22 protein-coding genes, 1 pseudogene and 1 riboswitch are annotated in these 24,926 nt (G+C 64.1%); of the genes and pseudogenes, 12 read left to right on the plus strand and 11 right to left on the minus strand.

All coding sequences use genetic code 11. From position 1 onward, the window contains the following. Positions 1–3 precede the first annotated feature (3 nt). Together FHX72_RS01915 and FHX72_RS01920 are read left to right on the plus strand one after the other, a co-directional pair. Positions 4–1,256 (plus strand): IS3 family transposase gene (locus FHX72_RS01915; protein ID WP_183622701.1). Its coding sequence is split into 2 segments (ribosomal slippage): positions 4–286 and positions 286–1,256, totalling 1,254 coding nucleotides; the frame shifts between segments, so codons are not numbered across the junction. A 1,275-nt stretch (positions 1,257–2,531) separates the two neighbouring features. Beyond that, the gene (locus tag FHX72_RS01920) at positions 2,532–3,014 is read left to right on the plus strand and encodes a hypothetical protein (protein ID WP_183622703.1); all 483 of its coding nucleotides are present in this window, start codon (positions 2,532–2,534) and stop codon (positions 3,012–3,014) included. A gap of 430 nt (positions 3,015–3,444) precedes the next feature. Here FHX72_RS01920 and FHX72_RS01925 read toward each other — a convergent pair whose 3' ends face one another. Then, positions 3,445–3,954 (minus strand): hypothetical protein, encoded by a 510-nt coding sequence (locus FHX72_RS01925; protein WP_338110012.1) that lies wholly within the window; start codon positions 3,952–3,954, stop codon positions 3,445–3,447. A 334-nt stretch (positions 3,955–4,288) separates the two neighbouring features. Here FHX72_RS01925 and FHX72_RS01930 point away from each other — a divergent pair. Beyond that, a protein-coding gene (locus tag FHX72_RS01930; RefSeq protein ID WP_183622707.1) for an IS3 family transposase occupies positions 4,289–5,439 on the plus strand; the annotation gives its coding sequence in 2 pieces (ribosomal slippage) (positions 4,289–4,559 and positions 4,559–5,439; 1,152 coding nt in all). Between the two features lie 431 nt (positions 5,440–5,870). Here the strand turns inward: FHX72_RS01930 and FHX72_RS01935 are convergent. Beyond that, positions 5,871–6,224 (minus strand): hypothetical protein, encoded by a 354-nt coding sequence (locus FHX72_RS01935; RefSeq protein WP_183622709.1) that lies wholly within the window; start codon positions 6,222–6,224, stop codon positions 5,871–5,873. Between the two features lie 296 nt (positions 6,225–6,520). On the opposite strand from FHX72_RS01935, the gene FHX72_RS01940 reads away from it, so the two are divergent. Further along, complete coding sequence (locus FHX72_RS01940) at positions 6,521–7,183, plus strand: recombinase family protein (RefSeq protein WP_082775565.1); 663 nt, start codon at positions 6,521–6,523, stop codon at positions 7,181–7,183. A 150-nt stretch (positions 7,184–7,333) separates the two neighbouring features. Next, positions 7,334–9,397, plus strand: coding sequence for a heavy metal translocating P-type ATPase (locus FHX72_RS01945; protein WP_244964021.1), 2,064 nt, complete (start codon positions 7,334–7,336; stop codon positions 9,395–9,397). Between the two features lie 113 nt (positions 9,398–9,510). On the opposite strand, the gene FHX72_RS19570 is transcribed toward FHX72_RS01945, so the two are convergent. Further along, positions 9,511–10,323 (minus strand): peptidoglycan DD-metalloendopeptidase family protein, encoded by an 813-nt coding sequence (locus FHX72_RS19570; protein ID WP_183622713.1) that lies wholly within the window; start codon positions 10,321–10,323, stop codon positions 9,511–9,513. Positions 10,324–10,844: 521 nt separating this feature from the next. Between FHX72_RS19570 and FHX72_RS01955 the strand changes: the two genes are divergently transcribed. Together FHX72_RS01955 and FHX72_RS01960 are read left to right on the plus strand one after the other, a co-directional pair. Beyond that, positions 10,845–11,315 carry a hypothetical protein gene (locus FHX72_RS01955; RefSeq protein WP_183622715.1) on the plus strand — a complete coding sequence of 157 codons (471 nt, stop codon included), beginning with the start codon at positions 10,845–10,847 and terminating at the stop codon, positions 11,313–11,315. A gap of 87 nt (positions 11,316–11,402) precedes the next feature. Then, the gene (locus tag FHX72_RS01960; RefSeq protein WP_068483720.1) at positions 11,403–12,017 is read left to right on the plus strand and encodes a DUF305 domain-containing protein; all 615 of its coding nucleotides are present in this window, start codon (positions 11,403–11,405) and stop codon (positions 12,015–12,017) included. A 341-nt stretch (positions 12,018–12,358) separates the two neighbouring features. On the opposite strand, the pseudogene FHX72_RS01965 reads toward FHX72_RS01960, so the two are convergent. Next, positions 12,359–12,670 (minus strand): annotated as a pseudogene (locus FHX72_RS01965) (integrase core domain-containing protein); the annotation flags it as partial. 7 nt (positions 12,671–12,677) lie between these two features. Then, the gene (locus FHX72_RS01970) at positions 12,678–14,075 is read right to left on the minus strand and encodes an IS30 family transposase (protein WP_183622718.1); all 1,398 of its coding nucleotides are present in this window, start codon (positions 14,073–14,075) and stop codon (positions 12,678–12,680) included. Positions 14,076–14,141: 66 nt separating this feature from the next. Here FHX72_RS01970 and FHX72_RS18495 point away from each other — a divergent pair, with 66 nt between their 5' ends. The 5 genes from FHX72_RS18495 to FHX72_RS19860 all read left to right on the plus strand — a co-directional run bounded on the left by FHX72_RS18495 (position 14,142) and on the right by FHX72_RS19860 (position 16,904). Continuing rightward, positions 14,142–14,426 (plus strand): hypothetical protein, encoded by a 285-nt coding sequence (locus tag FHX72_RS18495; RefSeq protein ID WP_221186686.1) that lies wholly within the window; start codon positions 14,142–14,144, stop codon positions 14,424–14,426. Next, complete coding sequence (locus tag FHX72_RS18500) at positions 14,423–14,797, plus strand: FAD-linked oxidase C-terminal domain-containing protein (protein WP_221186687.1); 375 nt, start codon at positions 14,423–14,425, stop codon at positions 14,795–14,797. The genes FHX72_RS18495 and FHX72_RS18500 overlap by 4 nt, the downstream gene beginning before the upstream one ends. 94 nt (positions 14,798–14,891) lie before the next feature. After that, positions 14,892–15,425, plus strand: a complete 534-nt coding sequence (locus FHX72_RS01980; RefSeq protein ID WP_338110013.1) for a glycerol-3-phosphate responsive antiterminator — start codon at positions 14,892–14,894, stop codon at positions 15,423–15,425. A 44-nt stretch (positions 15,426–15,469) separates the two neighbouring features. Then, positions 15,470–15,775 (plus strand): putative quinol monooxygenase, encoded by a 306-nt coding sequence (locus FHX72_RS01985; protein ID WP_068483728.1) that lies wholly within the window; start codon positions 15,470–15,472, stop codon positions 15,773–15,775. Next, complete coding sequence (locus tag FHX72_RS19860; RefSeq protein WP_183622722.1) at positions 15,768–16,904, plus strand: alcohol dehydrogenase catalytic domain-containing protein; 1,137 nt, start codon at positions 15,768–15,770, stop codon at positions 16,902–16,904. The genes FHX72_RS01985 and FHX72_RS19860 overlap by 8 nt, the downstream gene beginning before the upstream one ends. A 43-nt stretch (positions 16,905–16,947) precedes the next feature. On the opposite strand, the gene FHX72_RS01995 is transcribed toward FHX72_RS19860, so the two are convergent. The 6 genes from FHX72_RS01995 to FHX72_RS18740 all read right to left on the minus strand — a co-directional run bounded on the left by FHX72_RS01995 (position 16,948) and on the right by FHX72_RS18740 (position 24,522). Beyond that, on the minus strand, positions 16,948–18,237 hold the full coding sequence (locus FHX72_RS01995) for an acyltransferase family protein (RefSeq protein WP_183622724.1): 1,290 nt from the start codon (positions 18,235–18,237) through the stop codon (positions 16,948–16,950). 128 nt (positions 18,238–18,365) lie between these two features. Beyond that, positions 18,366–19,046, minus strand: coding sequence for a response regulator (locus FHX72_RS02000; protein ID WP_183622726.1), 681 nt, complete (start codon positions 19,044–19,046; stop codon positions 18,366–18,368). Then, a complete protein-coding gene (locus FHX72_RS02005) occupies positions 19,043–20,368 on the minus strand; it encodes a sensor histidine kinase (RefSeq protein ID WP_183622728.1) in 1,326 nt (441 codons plus the stop codon). Before FHX72_RS02005 ends, FHX72_RS02000 begins: the two co-directional genes overlap by 4 nt. A 114-nt stretch (positions 20,369–20,482) precedes the next feature. Continuing rightward, entirely contained in the window at positions 20,483–23,413 is a 2,931-nt protein-coding gene (locus tag FHX72_RS02010; protein WP_183622730.1) for a DUF3427 domain-containing protein, read from the minus strand. Further along, positions 23,406–23,807: an NUDIX domain-containing protein gene (locus FHX72_RS02015; protein ID WP_183622732.1), complete on the minus strand. Its 402-nt coding sequence runs from the start codon at positions 23,805–23,807 to the stop codon at positions 23,406–23,408. Before FHX72_RS02015 ends, FHX72_RS02010 begins: the two co-directional genes overlap by 8 nt. Positions 23,808–23,901: 94 nt before the next feature. Continuing rightward, positions 23,902–24,522: an excalibur calcium-binding domain-containing protein gene (locus tag FHX72_RS18740; RefSeq protein ID WP_183622734.1), complete on the minus strand. Its 621-nt coding sequence runs from the start codon at positions 24,520–24,522 to the stop codon at positions 23,902–23,904. A 220-nt stretch (positions 24,523–24,742) separates the two neighbouring features. After that, positions 24,743–24,857, plus strand: a riboswitch (SAM riboswitch). The last annotated feature ends 69 nt before the right edge of the window (positions 24,858–24,926 follow it).

The raw sequence follows: 24,926 nt of genomic DNA on the forward strand, positions 1-24,926 counted from the left end.
CTTATGGGACGTCCCAGTAAGTATCCGCGCGAGCTTCGTGAGCGCGCTGTCCGTATGGTCGTCGAGGTGCGGGCCGATTATCCGAGCGAGTATCAGGCGATGACCGCGGTCGCGCAGATGCTCGGCATCGGGTCGCCGGAAACGATTCGCACCTGGATCCGTCGGGAGCAGGTCGACGCGGGAGACCGGCCCGGTGTGACGACTGACGCGGCGGTGGAGATCAAGCGCCTGAAGCGGGAGAACGCCGAGCTGCGGCGGGCGAACGAGATCTTGAAGGCGGCTTCAGCTTTCTTCGCGGCCGAACTCGACCGGCCACACAAGCGATAGTCGCCTTCATCGACGAACACAAGGACCGCACCGAGGGCGGGCTCCGATGGGGTGTCGAGTCGATCTGCGCTGTGCTCACCCAGCACGGCGTGAAGATCGCCCCATCGACCTACTACGACGCCCGCGGGCGCGGACCGTCATCCCAGGCCGTGTCGGATGAGCGGTGGAAGCCGATCATCCTGGCGGCGTGGCAGGCGCACCGCAAGGTGCTCGGGGCCCGAAAGCTCTGGTTGCGGCTCCGCGGTGACGGTCACGACATCGCGCGCTGCACGCTCGAGCGCCTCATGCGTGAGCTTGGGATCGCCGGCGTGCTCCGCGGGAAGCGGAAGCGTCCCGTCGACACGGATCCGCGCGAGACCCGCCCCGCGGACCTCGTCGACCGACACTTCGCCCGGTTCCGCACGAACCAGCTCTGGGTCGCGGACTTCACATACGTGTGGACGTGGTCTGGATGGGTCTACGTCGCGTTCGTCTTCGACGCGCACTCCCGCCGCATCATCGGCTGGCGCGCCGCGACGAGCATGACCACACCGCTCGTGCTCGACTGCCTCGACATGGCTCTCTTCACCCGCCGCCGCGAAGGCATCACCGGGTTCGAGGGGCTCACGCATCACACCGACGCGGGCAGCGTCTACACGTCAATCGCCTTCACCGACCGGCTCGTCGACGAAGGCATCGACCCGTCCGTCGGATCCGTCGGCGACGCCTACGACAACTCTCTCGCGGAATCGCAGATCGGGCTCTACAAGTCCGAACTCATCCACCACCAAGGTCCCTGGCGTGACGTCGATCAGGTCGAGGCGGCGACCGCATCCTGGGTGCTCTGGTTCACCACCGAACGCACCCACGGCTCCATCGACGACCTCACACCCCTCGAGGTCGAGCAACTCGACTACGCTCGCAACGAACCGGTTGAAAGAGCCGGCTGACACCAGCAAACAGCTCTCCGGACACACCGGGGCGAGTCACCCTAGGGATAGCGAAGGAAGGGGAGGGGATCTGTCTGGCCACCACCTGGGGTTGGAGAAGACCGGGGCCCAGAGCAACCAGCAACGCCACCTCCGTCATGCGCCAACTTTAGATTCTGTTCCGCGCAAGGTGAGCTCGCCGGTCGCCATCGAGCTCAGCTGCGTCTGCGCATCTTCAGCCACTAGCTGAAGCATGCGTGCGACTGCGTCGCTGGGGCGGTAGCTGCGGGGGCCGAGCTGTCTTTCCTCGCGACAGTCACGCGCGGTGAAACTCTCCGCGAATGACCATGCACCTCATAGGTTTCGGGACATTGAAACTAGGCGACACGGGGACAGTCATCGCGTTGCGCGACGACAACCCGTGATCTTCTCGTGACCGAGCTTCTAGCGAGTACATCGGATCGTTAGACCATCAGTCGAGGACCAGAGCGGCACACTGCACCGTTCGCAGTACGTTCGATGCCATGGACCCACACGCGAGAACGGACGGTCACGCGCTGCCTGAGGCAAGCCGCGGTCCCGTAGGACTCGGCCCGAGCGGGCAACAGGCTGAGAACACTACGGCCGAGCGAGAGAGCAGAGTGAACCGCTGCCGTATAGGACTGTTCACGGCAGCGTCTGCCATGGTGCTCTGCCTCTTGTTCCTGTGGGGCGGGAACATGTTTCTCCGAGCAGCGTCGGACCCATTCGGGCGTGAGGCTGCGTTGGTCGATCTGGCCACCTCACTCAACGGCGCCACGGCCTACCACGTGTCCCATTTCAGGAACGGACCCACCACGGTGAGAGTCGATGTCAGGGTTTCGACCGGCCTATCCGATGAAGCACGCGGCCAGAATGTGAGTGCTCTGCAAGAGCCACCCGCCTACCTTGCCTCGATGGCACGACTCGTACAACTCTGTGTCTACGACGAGGAAGGTGCGCACCAGATGTCGATGACCGAAAGCAGCAAATGCCCGCGTACCGCGTCGGCCAGTGGGTGGCGTCCTGCTTGGTTGCCCCACTGGATCTAGACGAGCTCCCTCCTGAGGGTAGTTCTCAAAACTCATGGGATATGCACCCCAACGCCGGGAGTGGCTCACGCTGGCCAACTTCATCTACGTCCGTTGCGCTCTTCGTCCGTACGTGGGCGTTGCCGTGCGTACAGTGTTGGCCATGAGTTCCCAATTGAGGGTCGCATCTGGCCTTGTGTTGTTTGGCTTGACTGGTTCCCTGGTGGCTTGCACTCAAGCCGGCTCGATGGATGAGCCTGAAGGCATCTCAGGGTCCTCAGCTGTTGAGAGCGAGCCACCCAGTGGGTCGTCAAGCGCTCTGGAGGCAGCAGCGACTCCGGATGTACCCGCTCCACCTGAGGTAGGCAGCGACGAGGCAATCAGTGTTTGTGGAGACGCGCTCTACTACTTCTACCTCGACAGCACCTTCAACGACCGCTTCAACCTCGATGACGTTCGGGTCGAGGGGAACCGGTACGTGTTCGAGAACCAAGGCGCCAACTATGACTATCCCCCGGGGCATCCTTACGCGTCGGACCCCGAGCTCGCCGCCTACGTTGACACGCTCGTTGTGGATAACGACACTGACATCTGGTGCGAGCAAGAAGGGGAGACCTTCAACGTCGGCTTTGTCGACGGCGAGAGCCAGCTGGCTGTCACGATGGCGCAGCTACAACAGCAGTTCGACGTCGCGGACCAGAGAGTTCGAGAGTTCCAGGGTCTCTCCTAGTCGGCGTGAGTTGTTCGACCTGCTCCACGTGCAGAGAGCCACTGCGCACATCAGCGGAACGACCGTGAGACATCTCAAAACCCATGGGTTTCGCAACAACCCTGGCGGCGGTGAAGGTAGGTGGGAGCCTCGCGCCCGCAGCACGAGGCTCCACGCATCTGGCCCGGCTCAAACGGGCTGCCACTCTCTCCATGCTGCGGGCAGGACGCCCCCCGTGGGGAGTGAAGGACGCCTTGGGCAGACGCTAGGAGGGTATCGCTCGCTCCCCCGCCATGCGCAACGGGCGAAACTCTAGGGTTTCAACACAACTAGCGGCACCCGTACGGCGGGTGGTAGGTGTTGAGTCGAGTGCCGGCGCGCCCACTGCTCATATCCTGAGTGGTGGGCGCGACGGCATCAGCCTCGACGCCTGGTTTCGGTCGACAGTTGGTTATGCGGCGGGAAGTTCGAAATCGCCGCGGAACTCGGGGATAGTGGTGTCCTCTCCGAGGATCTTTGCTTCAGGTCGGATGTACGCACCGGGGAGCGTGGCGGCCGTCTCGGAGACGTAGATGGGGATGAATCCCGTGTGTGCTCCATCGCGGCGTGATGCGCTGTCGAAGTAGGTGTACCCGGCGGCTTCGAGTTCATCGCTGGCGCTCGCAGCGTAGTTCACTTCTTCACCGCCGCTCAAAAGATAGAAGTCTGCGGCGCTGATCGTGCCACCGAACTCTTCCCCGGGGGTCACGGCCACCTCGAGGTAGATCATCTCGCCGTTTGGGTTGTCCGTGGCTTCGTAGTACTCGGTCGCGTTGCCGCGCACCGCGGACACGATGGTGACGACATCACCTGTTTCTGCGTCCGTGAACTCAGTTCCGATCGGAATCGAGGTGGCATCGCCGACCGGGGCGGTGGTTTCAGCGCTCGCCTCAGGCGCGGCCGTGGTCTGTTCTGCGGTCACGCTGGTGTCTGTGGTTGGCGCCGCGGAGGTGTCTGCCTCCGGAGTGCTGCACGCAGTTAGAGCGAGCGCAGCCGCGGCAAAGAGTGCCGCGGAGCGAGCCAGCAGGGCGGGGTTGGGCTGGCGAATGAGAGAGGACATAGCGTTCCTGTCTGTCGTAGTTCTGGTTTGGCAACCACCAAGCTATGTGAAGGCTACGGGAAGCCTCTTAGGACGTTGTTCACAATCCACAGGGTCTCCGTGACCGGAAACTGTGGGCTGACCCCGTTTCGTAGGTCCAGTCGTTATGAGAGTCGTCCTGTTGTCCGCGGTCGCGGGCAGGGAGACTGGTCAGATCATGACGAACAGCAGGAAGCGTCACACCCCGGAGCAGGTCGTCCGTAAGCTCGGGCAGGCCGACAGGATGCTCGCCGACGGTCAGGACGTCGCGGCGGTGTGCCGGGAGCTCGTGGTGTCCGAGCAGACGTACTACCGGTGGCGGAACCAGTACGGCGGCCTCAAGGCCGACGACGCAAAGCGCCTGAAGGAGCTGGAGAAGCAGAATGCGACCCTGAAGCGTCTGCTCGCGGAAGCGGAGCTGGAGAAGGCCGCGCTCAAGGAGCTGGCTGAGGGAAACTTCTAAGCCCGGACAGGCGCCGCGCCGCCGTCGATCACCTCAAGCGCAAGCTGCGGGTGAGCGAACGGATGGCGTGCCGTCTGGTCGGGCTGAGCCGCTCCGCGCATCGGCGACCGCTCAAGGGCGACACGGTCGCGGACCCGGATCGGGCGTTCAGGGAGTGGCTGCGCGCCTGGGCGAAGGACCATCCCCGCTACGGGTACCGGCGGGCGTATCACGACGCCCGCGCCGAGGAGTGGGTGGTGAACCACAAGAAGATCCAACGCCTGTGGCGTGACGAAGGGCTCCGGGTCCCGCAGCGGCGTCGACGCAAGCGCGTCGGGTCCTCGACCGTCGACGCGCCGACGGCGGACGCGCCGAACGTGGTGTGGGCAGTGGACTTTCAGTTCGACGCCGACGAGCACGGCCGACCGATCAAGATCTGCTCGATCGTCGACGAACACACCCGGGAGTGCATCGGCGGCCTCGTGGAGCGCTCGATTACCGCCGACCGACTCACCGCCCACCTCGAGGACCTCGTCGCCGCCCGGGGCGCCCCGGCGGTGCTCAGGTCGGACAACGGGCCGGAGTTCATCAGCGAGGCGATGGCCGACTGGGCCGGCACCCGCACCGGCCTGTCCTACATCCCTCCGGGCTCGCCGTGGCGCAACGGGTACGTCGAGTCGTTCAACAGCCGGATCCGCGACGAGTGCCTCAACATCAACAGCTTCTACTCGCTGCTGCACGCGCAGGTCATCATCGGCGACTGGAAGGACGAGTACAACCACCACCGCCGGCACTCCTCGCTCGGCTACCTACCCCCAGCCGAGTACGCTCGACAGTGCACCCATCAAATGGAAACCGACGACTCACAGAACGTCCGGACCGAATGAAGGGGGCGGCTCAACTGCTTGGCATTCATGAGGGTCCGCGCAGCGCCGCGAAGAGCATGTTCGCCACCAAGACGGCCGAGCTGCTCGCAGAAGAGCCGAGCTGGCTCGTGGCCCCGAGCCTCTGGATTTGCACGGTCGGCTCCGTCAGATCAGTCGGCGCACTGATGACTCGATTGGTTAGCGCTCTCGCACTGGCGTGATCAGAACTCGGGCAGAATGGCGGAGAAAGCTGTTCTCCTCGTTGGCTGGAGCCGCGCGACGCTGTACCGACACAAGAAAGCACACACAGCGCGCGAGTAATGAGCGACCGAGTGAGCTCTTCGGACGCGCCTCTGCAGTGACACCCCTCCCCCGGCTGCACCCACCGAGTGAGACATCTCGAAACCCATGGGTTTTGAGATGTCTCACGGCTCGTTCGTAGGCACGAGAAGTCATCCCCCCAGTAAGTGCCAGGTCCCCACCCCGTAGGCCGTAATCGTAACGATCAGCAACGCCCAGAACGCTCTCGCGGGCTTCGAGAAGTTACCCGCCAGGACCCCTGCCGCGCTAGGGAAAATGGTGAGAACAGCGAGCAGCAGCCCCACGGTGATCACTCCAAGGACATTGGGTCCAGAGCAGTCGGTGGTCTCCTCTGTGCAGGACTTGAACGGAGCTCCTGCGCCCGACGCGTCGTAGCTGCCCGCGAACATGAAGATGAGCATCACACCCAAGCCGAAGGGGGTGCTGAGCAGTGCTGCCGTGACTAGTCCGACGAATACACCGAGGAGTTTGCGTGGATACGTCACTCAGAGCTCCTCCCGTTTGGATCCCGACCTTGATGCACTCTAGCCACGCCCAGAACCGCGTTCTTGCCGGACCAGCTAACGATTGTGCACACGACGCCACCGCTGATCACAGCTGAATCACGCCATAGTTAGATCGTCACAAAACCCTAGGGTTACGCGACAGCGCCGATGAGACACCGGACCGGAGGAGCGGGCGGCGGAATCTCGCGGCAGTCAGATTCTCAAAACCATGTTTCGTAACCGACTCACCCAGGACGTGTCGCAGGGGTCGGTTTTGCGAGACGTATGGTGCATGAATGACCAAGCTCATCGGCTACGCCCGCGTCTCGACCCGACACCAGGACACCGATCGACAGGAAGTCGATCTGCGCGCAGCCGGTGTTCGCGCCGACGACCTCTACTTGGATCGAGGAGCGTCAGGCGCGAACGCCTCCCGACCCGCACTCGACGCAGCGTTGAGGGCGCTCGAACGTGACGACACCTTCGTGGTGACGACCCTTGATCGCCTCGGACGCTCGACCGGCAACATGCTCACGCTCGCCGAAGAGCTCCGCGACGAAGGAGTCGCACTGCGGGTTCTGAACTTGGGCGGGGGAGACGTGGACACGTCGACCCCGATGGGGTCCATGGTGTTCACCGTCATGGCTGCGCTCGCGCAGATGGAGTTGGAGATCAAACGCGAACGCGTCCTGGACTCCGTGAGTAAGCGTCGAGCATCTGGAGCTGACCTCGGGGGACGCCCCCGGAAGATCACAGACAGCCAACTGCGCAACGCCGCCCAGTTGATCGCGGCCGACGTCCCGGTGGCCGAAGTTGCCCGGAACCTCGGCATCTCCCGCGCCACGCTGTACCGGCGGCTGTCAGAGGTAAACCCCGCAGCCGCGGAGCTACACGAAGTCGCAGAGGGAACACACCCTCCGGCACTTCACGGCCTAACGACCCCAGTCAAGCGCCTGTAATTACCACAAGGCGGGCATCTGCTGAGTCGGGTGCGATCGTCCGCATGCGTACGGGAATACGGCGTCGAGCCTTGCTGTTTCGCCTGTACCCCCTAGGGGTATCTCAGAACAGAGACCGATCAGCGCACCTAGGAGGACCTCATGGTCCAGATGCATGCACATCACAACGAGCACGCCCACCACGACCATCAACCGGAGAGTGAGCACGCGGGGCACGGCGGGCACTCTGGACACGGAGACCATGTCGCGCAGTTCAGGAAGTTGTTCTGGGCGAACCTGATCCTCGCGGTCCCAGTGATCGTCTTCTCGGGGATGTTCGCGATGCTCCTCGGCTATCAACTCCCTGATGCGGCGTGGGCGATGTGGGTGTCACCGATCCTCGGCACGGTCATGTACGTGTGGGGCGGAGCTCCGTTCCTCTCGGGTGCTGTTGCCGAACTCCGTTCCCGCAAGCCCGGAATGATGCTCCTGATCGCTCTGGCGATCACGGTCGCGTTCGTCGCGTCGTGGGGTGCGAGCCTAGGGCTGCTCCACCACGAGCTCGAGTTCTGGTGGGAGCTGGCGCTGCTGATCGTGATCATGCTGCTCGGGCACTGGATCGAGATGCGCTCCCTGGCCCAGACGACCTCGGCGTTGGATTCGCTCGCCGCACTGCTGCCCGATGAGGCGGAACGAGTGCAGGGGGACGTTGTGTCGAAGGTCGCGCCCGCCGATTTGGCGGTCGGTGACGTCGTGATCGTGCGCCCCGGCGGGAGCGTTCCTGCCGACGGCGTGATCGTCGACGGGCAAGCCGACATGGACGAGTCCATGGTGACCGGCGAATCGAGCACGGTCGCACGAGGTGTCGGTGATCCGGTCACCGCGGGCACCGTCGCGACTGATTCCGGGCTCCGTGTCGCCGTGAGAGCAGCCGGCGAGGACACGACGCTCGCCGGGATCCAGCGGCTGGTCACCGATGCGCAGAACTCCACGTCGCGCGCGCAGCGAATCGCGGATCGCGCCGCAGCCTGGCTTTTCTGGTTCGCGCTGATCGCCGCAGCCATCACCGCGCTCGTGTGGACGCTGCTCGGCTTTCCGGATGCGGCCGTCATCCGCACGATCACCGTCTTAGTGATCGCCTGCCCCCACGCCTTGGGGCTGGCGATCCCACTGGTGGTGTCAATCGCAACCGAACGCGCAGCACGAGGTGGCGTGCTCATCAAGGACCGCCTGGCACTCGAGAGCATGCGCACCGTCGACGCCGTGCTTTTCGACAAGACGGGCACACTGACCAGAGGGGAACCGATCGTGACGGCCATCGCCCCTACCACTGGGCATTCCGCTGAGCAGGTCCTCGCGCTCGCCGCTGCCGCCGAATCCGACAGCGAGCATCCACTCGCCCGGGCGATCCTGCGCGCAGCCGCGGACCGGGAGCTGTCGGTGCCCACCGCGAGCGGGTTCAGGTCATCGCCCGCCGTCGGCGTGCGCGCGGACGTGGACGGCGCGGAGATTCGCGTGGGTGGCCCCCGCCTCCTCGCGGAGCTCGGCGAAGAGGAACTCGACGCGTCCGCCGATTGGAAGGCCGCGGGCGCGATCATCCTGCACGTCGCGCGAGAGGGCCGCGTCATCGGGGCGCTCAGTCTTGCCGACGAGATCCGCCCCGAATCCCGCGAGGCCGTCGACGCACTCCACAAGCTGGGCGTGGAGGTCGTCATGATCACGGGCGACGCGCAAGCGGTCGCCTCCGCCGTCGGCGACGAGCTCGGCATCGACCGAGTCTTCGCGGGGGTGCGTCCCGAGGACAAGTCAGCGAAGATCGCGGAACTGCAGAGCGAAGGCAAGAAGGTCGCGATGGTCGGTGACGGCGTGAACGACGCCCCTGCCCTCGCGCAGGCGGACGTGGGCATCGCGATCGGTGCCGGAACGGATGTGGCCATCGCGTCGGCCGGCGTGGTCCTCGCCAGCGACGACCCCCGCTCGGTGCTCTCGGTCATCGAGCTCTCGCGGGCGAGCTACTGCAAGATGCGGCAGAACCTCTGGTGGGCAGCTGGCTACAACCTGTTGTCTGTCCCTCTCGCCGCGGGCATCCTCGCCCCGATCGGATTCGTCCTCCCCATGTCGATCGGCGCGATCCTCATGTCCGCGTCCACCGTCGTCGTCGCCCTCAACGCGCAGCTGCTCCGACGCCTCGACATCGCTCCCGCGCTCAGCGCACGACGCATTCTCGACCGATAGTGGGTGGAAGGCGCGTGCGCGGCTGGGGTGGGTTCCCTGCCCCGGCCGCGCAGGCCACTCCCTGGCGCAGCTGGGGCACGGCACGCCGCGCGCCGGCTGGTGGGCTGCGTGGGTTAGGCGCTCGCGCCTTGCAGGGGTGGGGAAACGACGGTGCTGGGGGTGTTGTACTGCTTGAGGAACGCGAGGCCGTCGAGCTTCTGACCTGCGGAGTCTTGGACTTCGAGGTGCAGATGCGGTCCTGTGGATGTGCCGGTGTTGCCAACTTGGCCGATCTGGTCGCCCACTCCGACCACGGCTCCCACCTGGAGCGTCGCGGAGCCCTCGAGCATGTGTGCGTACACGCTCCGGTACGTGGCCCCGTCGATGACGTGCTCGAGGGTGATGTTCACTCCCAGACCACCGTTGTCCGTGGAGGTGACGCTCGTGACGACGCCATCCGCGATCGCCCCGATGGGTGTGCCCTGGGCTGGCGCGAAGTCCACGCCCATGTGGTTCGTACTTCCGATGCCGCCCGGGGAGACCCGAGGTCCGAAGTCGTCCGTAATCGCGACACCGACCGGGAACGGCCACTGCACGGGGGCGGACAGGTTGTTCGTGAACGCGCCGTTGTCAACCAGCGTCGCGAGGTTCGCGGTGGCGGCCGACCCCACCGTCGTCACCGAGTAGACAGAGTCGCGCTCACGCGCGCTCGTTCCCTCACCAGTCACGGTGAGCGTCTGGCTTGGAGCACCGGACGCGGGCTGCACGAGCGCCGCCGCCCCAGTCTCGGCAACCCGATCATGGTTGGTTGGGACTGCCGTGGCTGGCAGCGCAGCGAACGCGGCGACACTGCCGGCGATCCCCAGTCCGAGCGCACCACCCGCGAAGCGGAGCGCGGTCTTGCCGCTGCGGTGGGGGCGTCCCGAACGGATCGTCGCGCCCTCCACATCGAGATTGTGGAGGCCAGTGCCCTCACACTCCGAGGATTCTGCGTCGACCTCAGCCAACACCAAAGCGGGCGTAGAGCTATGGTTGGTCTCCGGCCGGCTCGCCGGAACACTAGTTGGAAGGCTGGGCGTGGACGCTGGCGCTGGCGACTCGCGCCGGTCGATGCGACCTGCGCGCTCCGCGTCACGTCGCTCCCGCCGCGTCGACAGAACTGGCGCTGCACTCGTGACCGGGCCACGACCCGCCTCAGCCAGGGCGCGCTCCTGCGCGCGCAGTTCCCGACGAGTACTCGCGTGTGAGTCATGGTGCATGTGGACACTCCCGCAGATCAAGCCACCCCTGGATGGGAGCCGCCCGGCAAAGATAACAGAATTATCACGTTTGTCTCGGATTCATAACGTAAGGTTCTGATAGGTGTCACGGGGCGGCGACTGACTCGCGGGCAACACAGAGATTGCCGCCAATGATCGGGTACCCTCCGGGGTAACTGATGAGCGTGCGAACGGAGAGAGGTGGCGTCATGGAGACCACTCCTGAACGACCTCGCGGCATGCTGGCACGTACCACCGTCACGGTGCTCCTGCTCCTGGGGATACTGCTCGGGCTGGCGAGCGTGCACGCGCTCGTGACTCACTCTCTGCACGAAACCGCGCACAGCCACACCCTCGTCAGCGAGCCAGCAGGACACGCTCCGTCCGCAGCGCAGGCGGGCCACGTTGCCGCGATCGACGGCCTCCAGTACGGCGAGCAGCGAAGCGTCGTTCCCGTCATGCCTTGCGACGACTGCCTGATGGGGCCAGCGGGCGTGATGGTCGCGCTGTGCGCATTCCTCCTCCTCACTGTGGCCGCCGCAGCCGTCCTCTTCCGCCACCTTTCGACGGGGACGGACAGAACCATGGCCACGGCGTGGCCGCCTCGTGGCCCCACACCCAGAGCCGAGTTCCATGTCTTCCGCATACCCCTGACCGTTCTGACTGTCTGCCGGATCTGATTGCTCGTCCGGTCGCGACGCGACCGCTCCGTCCCCACGGGGCAACGTGCAGATCCCCACCCACAGACTCAGATCGGACAACCCCTCATGAAGCACTCACGCATCGCGCTGCTCTCAACTACCACGCTCGCCGTAGCCCTCACGCTCGCCGCGTGCTCACCCACCAGCGCACCCGAAGACATGGGCGGCATGGACCACAGCACCATGACTGAAACCACGCCATCACCGTCATCCGAGGCAACCGGCGACGCCAACGACCAGGACGTGATGTTCGCGCAGATGATGGTCCCCCACCACGAACAAGCCGTCGAGATGTCGGACATGATCCTCGCCAAGAGCGACATCGACCCCGAGGTCACCACCCTCGCCGAGGAAATCAAAGCCGCGCAGGGACCCGAGATCGAACAACTCAACCAATGGTTGAGCGACTGGGGCGCTGCGTCCATGTCCGGAATGGACCACAGCATGGACGGCATGATGAGCGACGAGGACATGGCGAACCTCGACGCCGCTGCCGGCGACGAAGCATCTCGCCTGTTCCTCGAGCAGATGATCGAGCACCACGAAGGAGCCATCACGATGGCTCAAGAAGAAGTCGACAATGGTCTCAACTCGGACGCCACAGCCCTCGCCCAGACGATCGTTGACACGCAAACAACCGAGATCGAGACCATGAGAGAGCTTCTCACTTCCCTCGCGTAACGCACGGTCAACGAAGCTCAACACAAGTGCCCCGGGCGCAGCGCACGCCAGCGCCAGCCCGGGGCACCTCTCACGCCCCACGAATCACCAAGTCAAGAACACGAGCAACACGGCACAGCTCGCCACTTGCGGGGAATTCCGCGACAGGGAGCACGACCATCCCGACACATAAAAAATGAAACCCGCAGGCCACCCCCACCAATCCCTCCCTCGGTGTGGAGGTGATGCGAAACCCATGGGTTTTGAGACGCCGCGACTGAGACAACGAACCGGGGGAGTGGGGACCGGAAATCCGCGACACGCGATTCTCATAATGAACCGTCCCAGGTTCTGTGCCGCTTCTATGCGGGGATCGGCTCTCTGTTGAGAGTCGCGTAGTGGGCCGCCTCGTATTCGTGGGGGCTGACCATTCCGAGGCTACCGTGGAGCCTTCGGTGGTTGTACCAATCGACCCAGCCGGCGGTGGCGAATTCGACGTCCGCGGCCGTTTTGTACGGACCGTCGTGGAACACGGTCGTGCGGATGCACTCGGCTTTGTAGAGGCCGTTGATGGTCTCCATGAGTGCATTATCGTACGCGTCGCCGACGGTCCCGATCGAGGGAGCGATGCCCTCGATCGCAAGGTGCTCAGTGAGCCGAATCGACGTGTACTGACCGGACTCAACCGGTGGTTGCAACACCGAGTTGTTGGAGCAAGAGTAGCTGCTCGTTGATTGCTTCCGCGGGTGTCTTCCAATCGAGTGATTTGCGGGGGCGTGTGTTGAGCGCGTGAGCGACGGCATCGATGTCCTCGGCATCCCAGCGGGAGAGGTCGGTGCCTTTCGGGAAGTACTGGCGCAGCAGCCCGTTGGTGTTTTCGTTCGTGCCGCGTTGCCATGGAGATTGTGGGTCGGCGAAGAACACGGGGATGCCCGTCTCGACGCGGAACTGCGCGTGCGCGGACATTTCTTTGCCGCGATCCCAGGTCAGCGAGCGTGTCAGTTGCGCGGGCAGCCTGGACATCGTGGTTGCGAGGGCGTTCTTCATCGTGAGCGCCCCGTAGCCGGCCAGCGCCGGGCCGTTCTTCGGTGTCGCCTTGTGTTGGTAGCCTTCCTCGCGAGGCAGATGAACGAGCAACGTGTATCGAGTCTTGCGTTCGACGACGGTGCCCACGGCCGATCGCTCGAGCCCGATCACCAGATCGCCCTCCCAGTGCCCTGGAACGGCGCGATCTTCTACTTCTGCCGGGCGCTCGCTGATGAGGGTCTCGGGTGTGACGTGCGCCCAGGTCTTTCGCCGTGATCGCTCCCGTGGGACGCGCAGCGCCCGTCCGGTGCGTAAGCACCACACGAGCTCGCGCTTGAGCGCGCCGCGCCCCTCGATGTAGAGCGACTGATAGATCGCTTCGGGACTGATGCGCATGGACTCATCATCCGGGAAATCGATCTTCAGGCGGTGCGAGATCTGCTCCGGACTCCATGCCCATGACCACGCTCGGTCCTTGCGGTGCGGCTTGCCTCGGCCCGTGAACCGTGGCGGCTCGGGCCCCGTGACGACCGTGCCATCCGGGCGAGTGATTTTTCCCGAGAGGCGGTCCTCGACGTAGGCGCGCAATCGCGGGAATGCAACAAGCTTCGCGACTTTCGGTCGCTTCGCGGTCAGGTCAGCTTTCCATTGGGCGACCGAGGCCCGGTACTCCACTTTCCCGCCCCGTGTCGCGGCGTTGCGTCGCAGCTCACGAGAGATGGTTCCCGCGTCACGACCGATCGAGCGTGCGATCTCACGCACGCCTTTGCCTTGCGCTTTTAGCAGCGCGATTTCCTCACGCTCCGCGAAGGAGAGGTAGCGGCCTGTTGGCTGCTGGGTGATGTCGAACGGTGCCATGCCGCCAGCGTGACGGAACCAGCGGGCACCGACTGCGGGCGCCACGCCGACAAGAAGAGCTGCTCCCTCCGCCAACAATCCCGCCGCCATGTGTCCCCAGAACGCCGCCTCGACCGGCCGCTGGAACTTGGGATGCACGGGAGACCGAAGCTTCGGTCGAATCGCCTTGTCTGCTGCTTGCTGTCGTCGAACCATCGAACACCTCCGGATGAGGGTGTTGCGACGACCGATTGAATCCGCCTTGAAGCGTGCCGGCAGATCATGCAACAGGGTGCGAACCCAGCGGCGCTTCGGCTCTACGACAACCTTGAGAGCGGCGTGCAGTTTGACTTGCCTGAGCAGAACGTGCTGCTCGTCGCCGACGAAGGCACACTCGAGATCGTCGACGACGGGCTCGAGATCAGCGAACGCATCTGCGCTGAGACCGGGGTGAAGCTCGACGATGCAGTGATCTTCGAGCGCTGGCTCGATACCCGCTACCTCACGGGCAAGAGCGCAGAGGGCTTCAACGCAGTCCCGGCTTCGTGGTCGACACTCTGGAGATGATCGGCCGGTGGCGTGACCTACCTGCGATCTACGACGAAGTTGTCGCCGCGATCAACGCCGTTCCGGGCACGCTCGCCGGCTCAGCACACCAGTCGCACGCGTACGTCGACGGCGCCTGCCTGTACTTCTCGCTGCGTGGTGACGTGGCCGTCGATCAACGAGCCGAGTGGTACCGGGCAGCATGGGATGCGGCGAACGCCGTTATCCTGAAGCACAAGGCGACTCTGAGCCACCACCACGGCGTGGGGCTCCTGCGCGCGCCGTACATGGCTGCATCGTTTGGGGCGGGATTCCAGGTGCTGCGCGCCGTGAAGGCGGCGCTGGACCCGAAGAATCTTCTGAACCCCGGCAAGCTCGGGCTCGACGCCTGATGGTGCTGTGAATGAGTCCGGAGATGAGGGCAGGTGCGCGGTGAGTGTGACCGATTTCCCACGATCACTTGAGGAGCGTTTGTTCCGGAACCCCGTGATCGCATCGCTGTACGGAACCGATGGGCTCGATGCGTTCCTCGCCGGTCCCTGCCAGGTCGCGATCGCCGCCAACGTGGCGCTCCCTGACCTTGAGGCGCTCGTTTCGAAGCTCTCATCTGCGGGCAAGTTCGTGTTCGTGAACATCGACAACAGTGACGGCCTCGCGCAGGACCGTGGCGGCGTGGAGTACCTGCGCAAGATAGGAACGCCTGGGCTCATCACGACCCGCACCATGCTCATCCAGAAAGCCAACCAGCTCGGCATGGTGACGATGCAGAAGGTCTTCGTCACCGACCGATCCGCGTTGCCGCGGAGTACCAACGCCGTTCGACAGAAGCGGCCGCACCTCGTGCAGCTGATGCCCTGGCCCGTGATCCCGCACATCGGCCAGCAGGAACTGGCTGAGCTCACGCCATACGTTGCAGCAGGCTTCGTCCAGAATCGCGACGACGTCATAGCTGCCCTCAAGGGCGGCGCGAAGGCCGTGTCGACGAGTGACGTCGAGCTCTGGTCGATCACTCGACGCTGACCAGGTGCCTTCGCACTGCCACCCCGATTTGAGAGGTATTTCGCATGTCTACACCGCAGTTCCAGGTCATCGCCCGGTATTTTCCGCAGGCTGGCCAGACGGAAGCCGTCCTCACCTTGCTCGGCGAACTTGCCGCCGCGAGCCGCACCGAACCCGCCAACCGGGCGTACGATTTTTACCGCGGGGTGACGAATTCAGACGAGATCGTGATCCTCGAGCGTTACGACGACGAGGCCGGCTTCGCCGCGCACCGTGACTCTGAGCATTTCCAGCGCATCGGTGTCGGTCGCATCATCCCGCTCCTGGCCGACCGGGTCATCGAGCGCTTTCACGAGGCCACGGATGCGTAGCGCGGTCCTCCGCGAGGCGGGAGCTTCGCGCCCATACGCCGACAGCCGCCCGCTTTCCATCGAAACTCTCGCCGTCACACCGCCCCGTGCTGGCGAGGTCGGGATTCGCATCGAGCGTGCGAGCCTTTGCCACTCCGATCTCTCCGTCGTGAACGGGGCGCGCCCGCGCCCTCTCCCGATGGCGCTGGGGCATGAGGCGGCGGGCGTCGTGGAGTCCGTTGGACTTGGCGTCAAGGGCGTGGCTGTCGGCGACCATGTTGTGTTGGTCTTTGTGCCGAGCTGCGGTGGCTGCCGCGAGTGCCTCGCCGGCAGGCCGGCGCTGTGCTCACGCGCGGCAGAGGTGAATGGTTCTGGCGATCTGCTCCACGGCGCGTCCGTGCTTTCTGATGCTCGCGGTGCGCGCGTGAACCATCACCTGGGCGTCTCGGCGTTTGCCGAGTTCGCCGTCGTTGCAGCCGAGTCCGTCGTTGTCATCGACCGCGACGTGCCGTTCGACGTCGCTGCCATGTTCGGATGTGCTGCGCTCACGGGTATGGGGGCCGTGTTCAATACCGCCCAGATGCAGCCAGGACAGTCGGTAGTTGTGTTCGGTCTCGGCGCCGTCGGGTTGGCGGCCGTCATGGCGGCCGCCACCGTTCCTGACGCCACGGTGATCGCCGTGGACCCGAACTTCGACAAGCACGGGCTCGCCCTGCGGGCCGGGGCCGACGCGGTCACCACCCCGGAGGGCGCGGCCGCGCTTATTGCCGAGTTGGTGCCCGGCGGCATCGACCTGGCGATCGAGGCGGTCGGGAACGCCAATGTGATGGGTGCCTGCCTCGAGATGCTCGTTCGCGGCGGAGCGGTCGTCTCAGTCGGTCTTCCGCATCCCGTGCAGCAGCTCGTTGTGCCCGCCCTGCAGTTCGCCGGGTCCGGGAAGCGACTGCTTGGCTCCCACATGGGCGACGCCGTCCCCGACCGGGACATCGCGCGGTACATCGAGATGTGGCGCGCGGGGAGACTCCCGATGGAGCTCCTGCACACCGACACGGCCGCCTTCGAGGACATCAATGACGGCCTCGACGCTCTCGCCGATGGTCGTGTTGTTCGTCGCCTCTTCGCTCCGAACCAAGGCACGGGTCCTCACTGAGCACGGGTGGATGCTCACGACGCCGGAGTGCGGACCCGCAGGCTCAGCACCATGAGCGCGCAAGCCAGCATCCCGGCCCACGCCGGCCAGAAGCCGAAGAGGAGCAGCGTGACAACACTCGCGATACCCAGCCAGACTGCTGTCGGTGCGCTGGGACGTAGTCCATGGATGTGCGTGACCGCGACTTCCACGAGGCGCTCGGTCGGCGCTTCCATCCGTGTGGCAAGGGCATGAGCATTGCGGTCGCGGCGAGGACGACGGCGATCATGAGCGGTCGTGTCGCGAACCAAGCCAGGCTGAGGGGTTCTGGACACCACGCTCCGGCGACGAGGAGCACGGCCGTGACGAGGACGAGGACCGGCATGTGCCACAGGTAGAGGCACATGGAGTGGGCGTTGACGAAGCGCGAGAACGCGAAGCCGCGCGCACCGGAAGCGACGCGCGTCAACCAGGGGTGCGCCAGCATGAGCGCGCCGAGCTGCGCTGTTCCGAGCAAGATGAGGGCAATGCTCGCCGGGTTGTTGTTGTCAAGGAGTAGCTCGGGGGAGTAGCCGGCAACCGTGACGAGGAGAGCAAGTGTCAGCACACCGCCGAGGACGAGGGCGATGGGCAGGCGACGCGAGCGCGGGGCTACGACCGAGCCTCGCTCCTTCCAGTCCGCGAAGAAGAACCCGAGCTGCTGGATTGCGAGCCAGACGAAGGCGTAGTTGACGACGCCAACCGCATCCACTCCGGTCAGGGCACGGAAGGCGTCGACGAGGATGGCCCCGGAGACGAGCGCGACGAGTGTGGCGTGGGGCGCGGCCGCGTGGGCACGGAGCATGAGGGGAACGAGGGCGGTCACGCCGAGGTACACGGCGAGGAACCAGAGCGGTTGCGTCATGCGGAGGGACGCTTCGGCGAGGAGCGCCGCGTCGACGCCAGACAGCGCGGCGAGGGTCAGCACCGCGGTGACGATCGCCGTGAATGCGAGCGAAGGCACCAGGAGGCGCCGCGTTCTGGTGGCGATGAAGTCGCGCGACGTGCCCCCGCGTGCCCGCAGGCGCATCCACTGAGCTCGGGCCGCGAAGCCGCCGATCATGAAGAAGAGCGGCATGACCTGCAGTAGCCAGGTGAGGGGAGCGAACCAGCCTTCGTTTTCGACGGCGTTCGTGATGCTGATGTCGCCGCCGACCACGGAGACCCCGGCCATCGAGATGTGGAGCACCAGCACGATCGTGAGGCAGACCGCGCGGACGAGGTCGACGGCTGCGTCGCGCTGCGATCCGCGCCACGGGCTGCGGTCGTCGGGCTCTGGGGATGCTGCGCTGCGCGGGAGGGTGAGCTGGGTCACGGGGCTGCCTTCTCTCTACTGGCTCGGACATCCGAACCGTAGAAAGCGGCTTGCGGGCGGGGCATCACTCCGCGGGCTGCGGTAAACCGTACGAGAGGGTGAGTTCCTGGTACGGCCCCTCGAGCGGGCTACTGCTGTTGGGTCTCGCCGGGCGTGATGAGCCCGGATTCGTAGCCGAGGACGACGGCGTGCACGCGGTCGCGGAGGTGCAGCTTCGCCATGATGCGGCTCACGTGCGACTTCGTGGTCTGCTCGGCGATGAAGAGGGCCTTCGAGATCTCCGAGTTGGAGTGGCCTTTCGCGACGAGTTCGAAGACCTCACGTTCGCGCTCGGTGAGGTCGTTGAAGCGGGTGGGGGAGACGCTGCGCTTGGCGGGCGCCTGCGCGAACGCCTCGATGAGGGTGCGGGTCACCTTCGGCGCGAGGAGTGCGTCGCCGCCCGCGACCGTGCGCACCGCAGCCACGAGTTCGTGGGGCGTCGCGTCCTTGAGCAGGAATCCGCTGGCGCCCGCGCGGAGGGCGTCGAAGACGTAGTCGTCGATGTCGAACGTCGTGAGCATGACAACTCGGGTGGGGTGCCCGCCGTCGTTGGCGGCGGCCGCGATCGCGCGGGTCGCTTCGATGCCGTTGAGGTTCGGCATGCGCACGTCCATGAGGACAACGTCGGGTTGGAGGCTGCGGGCTCGAGCGATGGCCTCCTGACCGTCGCCGGCTTCGCCGACGATCGTGAGGTCGTCCTGCGCGCCGAGGATCGCGGCGAGCCCGATGCGGTACATGGGCTGGTCGTCGACGATCAGGATGCGGGTCATGCGTTCTCCGGTTCCGGCGCTTGCTGCGCTGGTCGTGCGGTCTGTTCAAGTTCGGCCGCGGGGAGGCGGGCCTCGACGACGTAGCCGCCGAACGATTGTGGCCTCGCGGTGAGGTGCCCGCCGAGGGTCGTGACGCGTTCGCGCATCCCGAGTATGCCCATGCCGCCGGGGGTGAGGGGCGAGCCCGCGCTGGTCGACTGCGTTTCGGCTTCACCTGTGGGGTCAGTGGATGCGCGTGGTGCCGTGTTGGTGACCCGCACGGTGAGCTCGGGGCCGAGGAGCATCACGGACACTTCTGCGTGGGCGCCGGGCGCGTGGCGGATGACGTTGCTGAGCGCTTCTTGGACGACGCGGTAGGCGGTGAGTTGCACGGTGTCGGGGAGCGTGCTGGGGTCGCGGTCGGTGTCGAGGTGGAGTGCGGCTTCGATACCGCCGTTTCTGCTGCCTTCGACGAGTGCTTCGAGGTCGGTGAGCTGCGGCTGTGGGGCGAGCTCGGTGTCCTCGTCGAGGCGGAGGACGCCGAGGAGGGTGCGCATCTCGCGGAGGGCCCGGCGGGCTGAGCCTGCGATGGATTCGAACTCGGCTTTGGCGTCGTCGTTGAGCCCTGAGAGTCGGAACGGTGCGGAGCTGGCCTGCATGTGCACGATGCTCATGCTGTGGGCGACGACGTCGTGCATTTCCCGGGCGATGCGCGAGCGCTCTTCGGCCCCCATGCGGCGCTCGTGTTCCACTTCGGCGGTGCGTTTCGCCTGTACGAGTTCGAGTTTCGTCCAGTTGCGGCGGCTGAGGTTGTAGCCGGCGGCCACGATGAGTCCCGTGTAGATGGTGATGGCGATGAGGCTCGCGGACTCCTGGGACACGTTGCCGCCGTCTTGCAGGGCAGCGAACCCCAAGAGAATGAGGGCGAGGGCAGGGGCGGCGAGGTTAAGGAGCCATGCGGTGATCGTGAGCGTCAGTGTCTCGCGGAGCGCGATGATGGCGAGGAGCATGCTGAGGGAGATGAGCTGGGGCACCGGGAGCGGCCAGGCCTCGGCATACATTGCGTAGGGGAACGGGAAGAGCGCTGTGCCGGCGAAGTGCAGGAGGATCGCGAGGCGCGGTCGTACCGGCGCGAGGAGCAGGCCCGCAGTGCTGAGGGCCGAGATTCCGAGCGCGAATCCGACGTGCACGCCGTACACGGCACCGAGGATCGACGCGGACACGGCAAAGAGCACGGCGGTGGCGATGGAGAGCAGAATCCACTCGAGCCGGGTAAGTGGCCTTGGCGCGGGGTCTCGTGCCTCCCGCAGCTGTCGAACCAACTGGTCGATCGTGATGTCCATGAGCGTCACGCCTTTCGTCGAGGACGACGCTAGTGGGGGAGTGGATGCGGGGGCGTCACTCGGTGGATGGTGAAGGCCGGTACCCGGGTACGGGTTACAAGAAACGTGGCACCTTCAGTCCGCGTGTGTGCCTGACAGGTACTCGTAGAGGCTGGCAGCTACAGGGGTTTCGAGTTCTAGGTGCATCGTGACCACCGGAATTTCGTTGCCGTCACTGTCAACCATTTGCGAGTCGTTGGCGTCTGCTGCGGTTGCACGCCCCAGATAGTAAAAATCACCACCGTCAGTGTCATCTCGCTTGACGAAAACCTCCGGCCGCACCTGGTTAGTTGCTATAGCATTCTCTTCACGTCGGTCGAGAGTGCGATTGCTGCGGGTGTACCAAAGCATTGTTGCTTGATCAACAAACTGGTCCCCATAGGCCGTGCTGGCGGAGATCTCTCCGGATTTGTGGTAGGTCACAAAGATGGGGCAGACTCCCTGGGTGTAGTTTGCTCGGTACCCATACAGCGTTGACGAGGCATTTTTCGTCCAGCCGAAGAGTCGGCATGCGTCTTTGCGTGTGTACTGCTTGCCGGGCACCATCGGAGTACCCTTCGCGTAACGGGCGAGGTTCACGGTGATCCCGGCCTGGAGCAGGTCATCTACGTCCAGGCGGAAAGATTCGTCCGCTGTGTACAGTTCACGAAATGCGGGATTGAGGTCCACAATTCTGCTGGCGTCCACGACCAAGATCGCCTGCTTGTATTTCTCTCGATCCGGTTCCGTGTGAAAGCTCAGATCTAGGTTCCGGATGACACTTTCGATGTCTTCTGCCGTGGTCGGCACGATCTCCGCGATGCGCCGGGTGAGCTGCTCGCGCGACGCGGCTCCTTGTCGCAGCAACGAATCTATGACTAGAACATCGTGGGGTCGCCGGCTTGAGAAGGCCTCGATCGAGGCGTACGTCAAGAAGTCAATGCCCGCCTGGCTCATCGGGCTTGGCTGTCGGAGCATCTTGCTCACGAAGTTTTCATAGTTCTGGTAGCTCGCGATGATCTCGTAGGGATCCGTGGACTCGAAGCGCAGGAAATCAGTGAGTCGAGGTGGGTGGCCGAGGCGAGCTTTGAGGTCTTCGAACGCGCGTCGAATGAGTCGGGCCCCGTTGAGCTTTGTTTCCGAGATAGATCGGAGTACCCGCTCCAGTGCGATGCGATCGAAGCTCACACTGGAGAGACCAGGAAGCGTATCGGCTTCGGTTGCTCTCGAAAGATTGAGTCTCAGCGACTCTTTATTTAGGCTCTCATCTCCGAGGAGTGCAATCGGGATCATGAAGTTGTTCTGGTAGTTCCCGATGAAGTCCAGGACGACGACGTATTCCTTGCCGGGCGCCTTACGCAAGCCGCGACCCAGCTGTTGAATGAACACGATGTTGGACTGGGTTTGACGGAGCATCACGACCTGGTTGATCGTGGGGATGTCGATACCCTCGTTAAAAATGTCTACGCTGAGTAGGTAATTGAGCTCACCGCGTTCGAGAGCTGCGACAGCAAGTTCGCGCGTTGCCACCGAATCCTCTCCCGTAAGCGCGCGCGTGCGCAAGAGCTCTCCGTGCACATTGCGGGAGTTCAGTCGGTCGGATAGTTCGTGCGCCTCGGCCTTACTGCTGCAGAAGATCAGGCCACGCGGTGGTTCGGCCTTCTGGCCGTAGGTTTCGATAGTTTTCACGATGTGCTCGACCCGGAGCGAAGACACGAGGTTCTTGACGTCGGTCTGATCGCTGACGATCGTGCCGTCTTCGAGCGTGACGTCAGCAATTCCGTAGTAGTGGAACGGGGTCAAGATGTCAGCATCCAACGCTTGCTTGAGGCGAATTTCGTAGGGTACGTTGTAGTCGAAGTGCTTGAAAATGTCATAGCCGTCAGTTCGTTCGGGAGTGGCTGACATTCCCAGGAGGAACTTGGGGCGGAATTGTTCAAGAACTCGCTCAAACGACCGAGCCCCGCTGCGATGCGCTTCGTCCAGGATGATGTAGTCGAAAGCCTCAGGAGTAAACCACCTGAGCATGTCGGGTCGCGACAGTGTTTGAACAGTGGCGAAAAGGTACTTCGTTGAGCGGTCTTTGCTTGTCCCGGAGAGCTTGCCGAACTCGTGACCTGGTTCACCGAGAACGCGCTGGAACTCAGTCATCGCCTTGTCGATGATCTGCTCGCGGTGTGCCACGAAGAGCATCGTCTCTGGTTCTACGGCGCGCACGTCAAGGGCCGCAAGAATGGTCTTCCCAGTGCCCGTTGCGGAGACAATGAGCCCCTTGGTCTGCCCGCTCAGCCGCAAGTCCCGCAGCGCCTCAAGGGCCTCGAGTTGCATCGAGTTGGGAGCGACCGTGGCGGCGGGCGTATCGCGGCCCGTGTCGGTAGGGGTGTTTCGCCGATCGGCAGCTGCGAGCTTTCGGGCCAAAACCTCGAAGGACTTTTGTCTCTGATAGCCGACCGTGTACTCGTCAATCCAAGCCTGCGTGAGGGGCTCCGACAGTTGAACCTCTTCTGTAACCAGGGTGTCGAGCTGCTCAGCAAGATTGCTGCCGCGATTGGCGGAAACCTGCAGGTTCCACTCGTGGTTCGAGACCAGAGCCTTCTCGGTCAGGTTGGAGCTACCGAAGATGGACGTGACATGGTCGTCGCGTTGAAAAATGTACCCCTTGGGATGAAATGCCGATGAGCCGTGAATGCGTGTTTCTACGCCGAGATCTCTTAGTCCCAGCAGCTCCTGAAATGCGTCCGGAGCGTTGAAGCTAAGATAGTCGGAAGTGACAATGAGACCTCGCCCACGAAAGTCCACGAAGGCTTGCTTCAACATGGCTATTGCTCGCGCCGTTACAAAGGCGACGCTGAACGTGAAATCGTCGCTCTCAGAGAGGTGATGCTTGAGGACTCTCAGCATCGTGTTTTCGTGTGCGTTCCAGACAATGCGCGGCGAGCGGACTCGCGGAGAAGTCAGATGCTTGTCGAGATATCCGAAGCGGAGATCAAGTTCGAAAGGTCCGGGCGGGTCGACGTAATCAACCACGAGGTCCTAGCTGTTCTGCGATTTTCTCGACAGCTGGAATGTCGGCAGGCGCCCAATCCAATTCCTGGAGTTCCTCGGGGAATAGCCATTTGCTGTCTGCGTGCTCGAGAAGCCGTGGCTCGCTGCCCAACAGATCGCAGTAGTACGTCGTTAGGGTGATCTCGGCAAAATCGTAGGCGTGAACGGTTGTGACTACGAGCTCGCCTACCTTGACATCGCAGGCAAGTTCCTCGACGATTTCTCGGACGAGCGCGGCCTCACGTGTCTCACCGGCATCGACTTTGCCTCCCGGAAACTCCCACATGCCGCCAAGGGCACCGCCGTGAGCCCGCTGAGCGCAGAGCACTCGACCGTCCCTGAGTATGACAGCGCCGACGACATCTATTCTCTTCACTTTGGGATTCTCTCCTACAGCTCGTGCGTAGCGACGAGTCTATGGTGCGAGGAAGATTCGAGTTCGCGGGGGCTAGCGAGCAGGCGTTTCTGCCTCAGTTTTCGCAGCCGACGCCGTCGCCATCGCGGTCAAGATGTGAGGCATACCCGGGATCGCCGATGTACACAGGGGCAGCTCCTGCGGCTCTGGCCTCGGTGCAGTTCGCGAAGTAAGCGCTCTGCTGGGGAGCCGGTGCAGGAGCCACGGGCTCAGGTTCTGGTGCTGCATAAAGCGGAGCTGGGGCATTCTGCGCCGCATCCACCTCCGGGTCCGCCACGGGAACTGGATCGGCAACAGGGACTGCTTCGGCAACGGGAGCAGCGACCGGCTCGGCGGTGACAGTGACGAACACGGTCTCTGTGGGTGCCTGAACGGTAGAAGTCACCGTAACGGTCGGAGCAGGTGCGGCAACTGGAGTTTCACGAGAAGCTTGAGCTCCACCGATGGAGCTGCCAACAATGCTGACGACGAGGCCTGCCCCAAGGACGATCGCACCCAGCTTGCGCGAGCGCGGTAGACCCGCCCAGCTGCTCCTACGCGTGATCAGGACGTAGAGTCCGGTCAAAAATCCGATCAGCCCTGCAAGCGCGAGAAATGTCCCGATGCCTCCATTTGTTGCCGCGATGAGGAGGAGCACGACCATGACGCCTGCCACGATCCAGGAGAACGTGGTCATGCGAGAACGCCAGGTTGATTGCGGCGGCTGCACGGGGGCAGGGTAGAACGACATTCGGTCTCCTGATTTCGAGGGATTCTCTGAGCCTAGAACCGCAAAATGGAGTCGATAAACCTCCCCGGGGACGAGGGGAATGTCCGTGTCGACGGACTGCGCGCAAACTATTCGGCGACTGCCTAGCGGCGTCACATCTCTTCCTTCGTGCTAATCTCCATCCCACGTTCACGAGTTGCAGCGTCAAGTACCTGGCTAGCTGCACGGCAACCCTCCACCTGAGTGGGGTGCCCCAGGGGAAGAACGGGTCGACACCGTCCGGTGTGCGGCAAGTCAGTTCACGCACCAAGCGGTGCTGAGCGCGGTTGACCCGCGCCGCGCATCCGCTGGCCGCGTGGCGTCCCCGTGAG

The organism is Pseudoclavibacter helvolus, from assembly GCF_014191305.1.
GTDB classification, from domain to species: domain Bacteria; phylum Actinomycetota; class Actinomycetes; order Actinomycetales; family Microbacteriaceae; genus Pseudoclavibacter; species Pseudoclavibacter helvolus.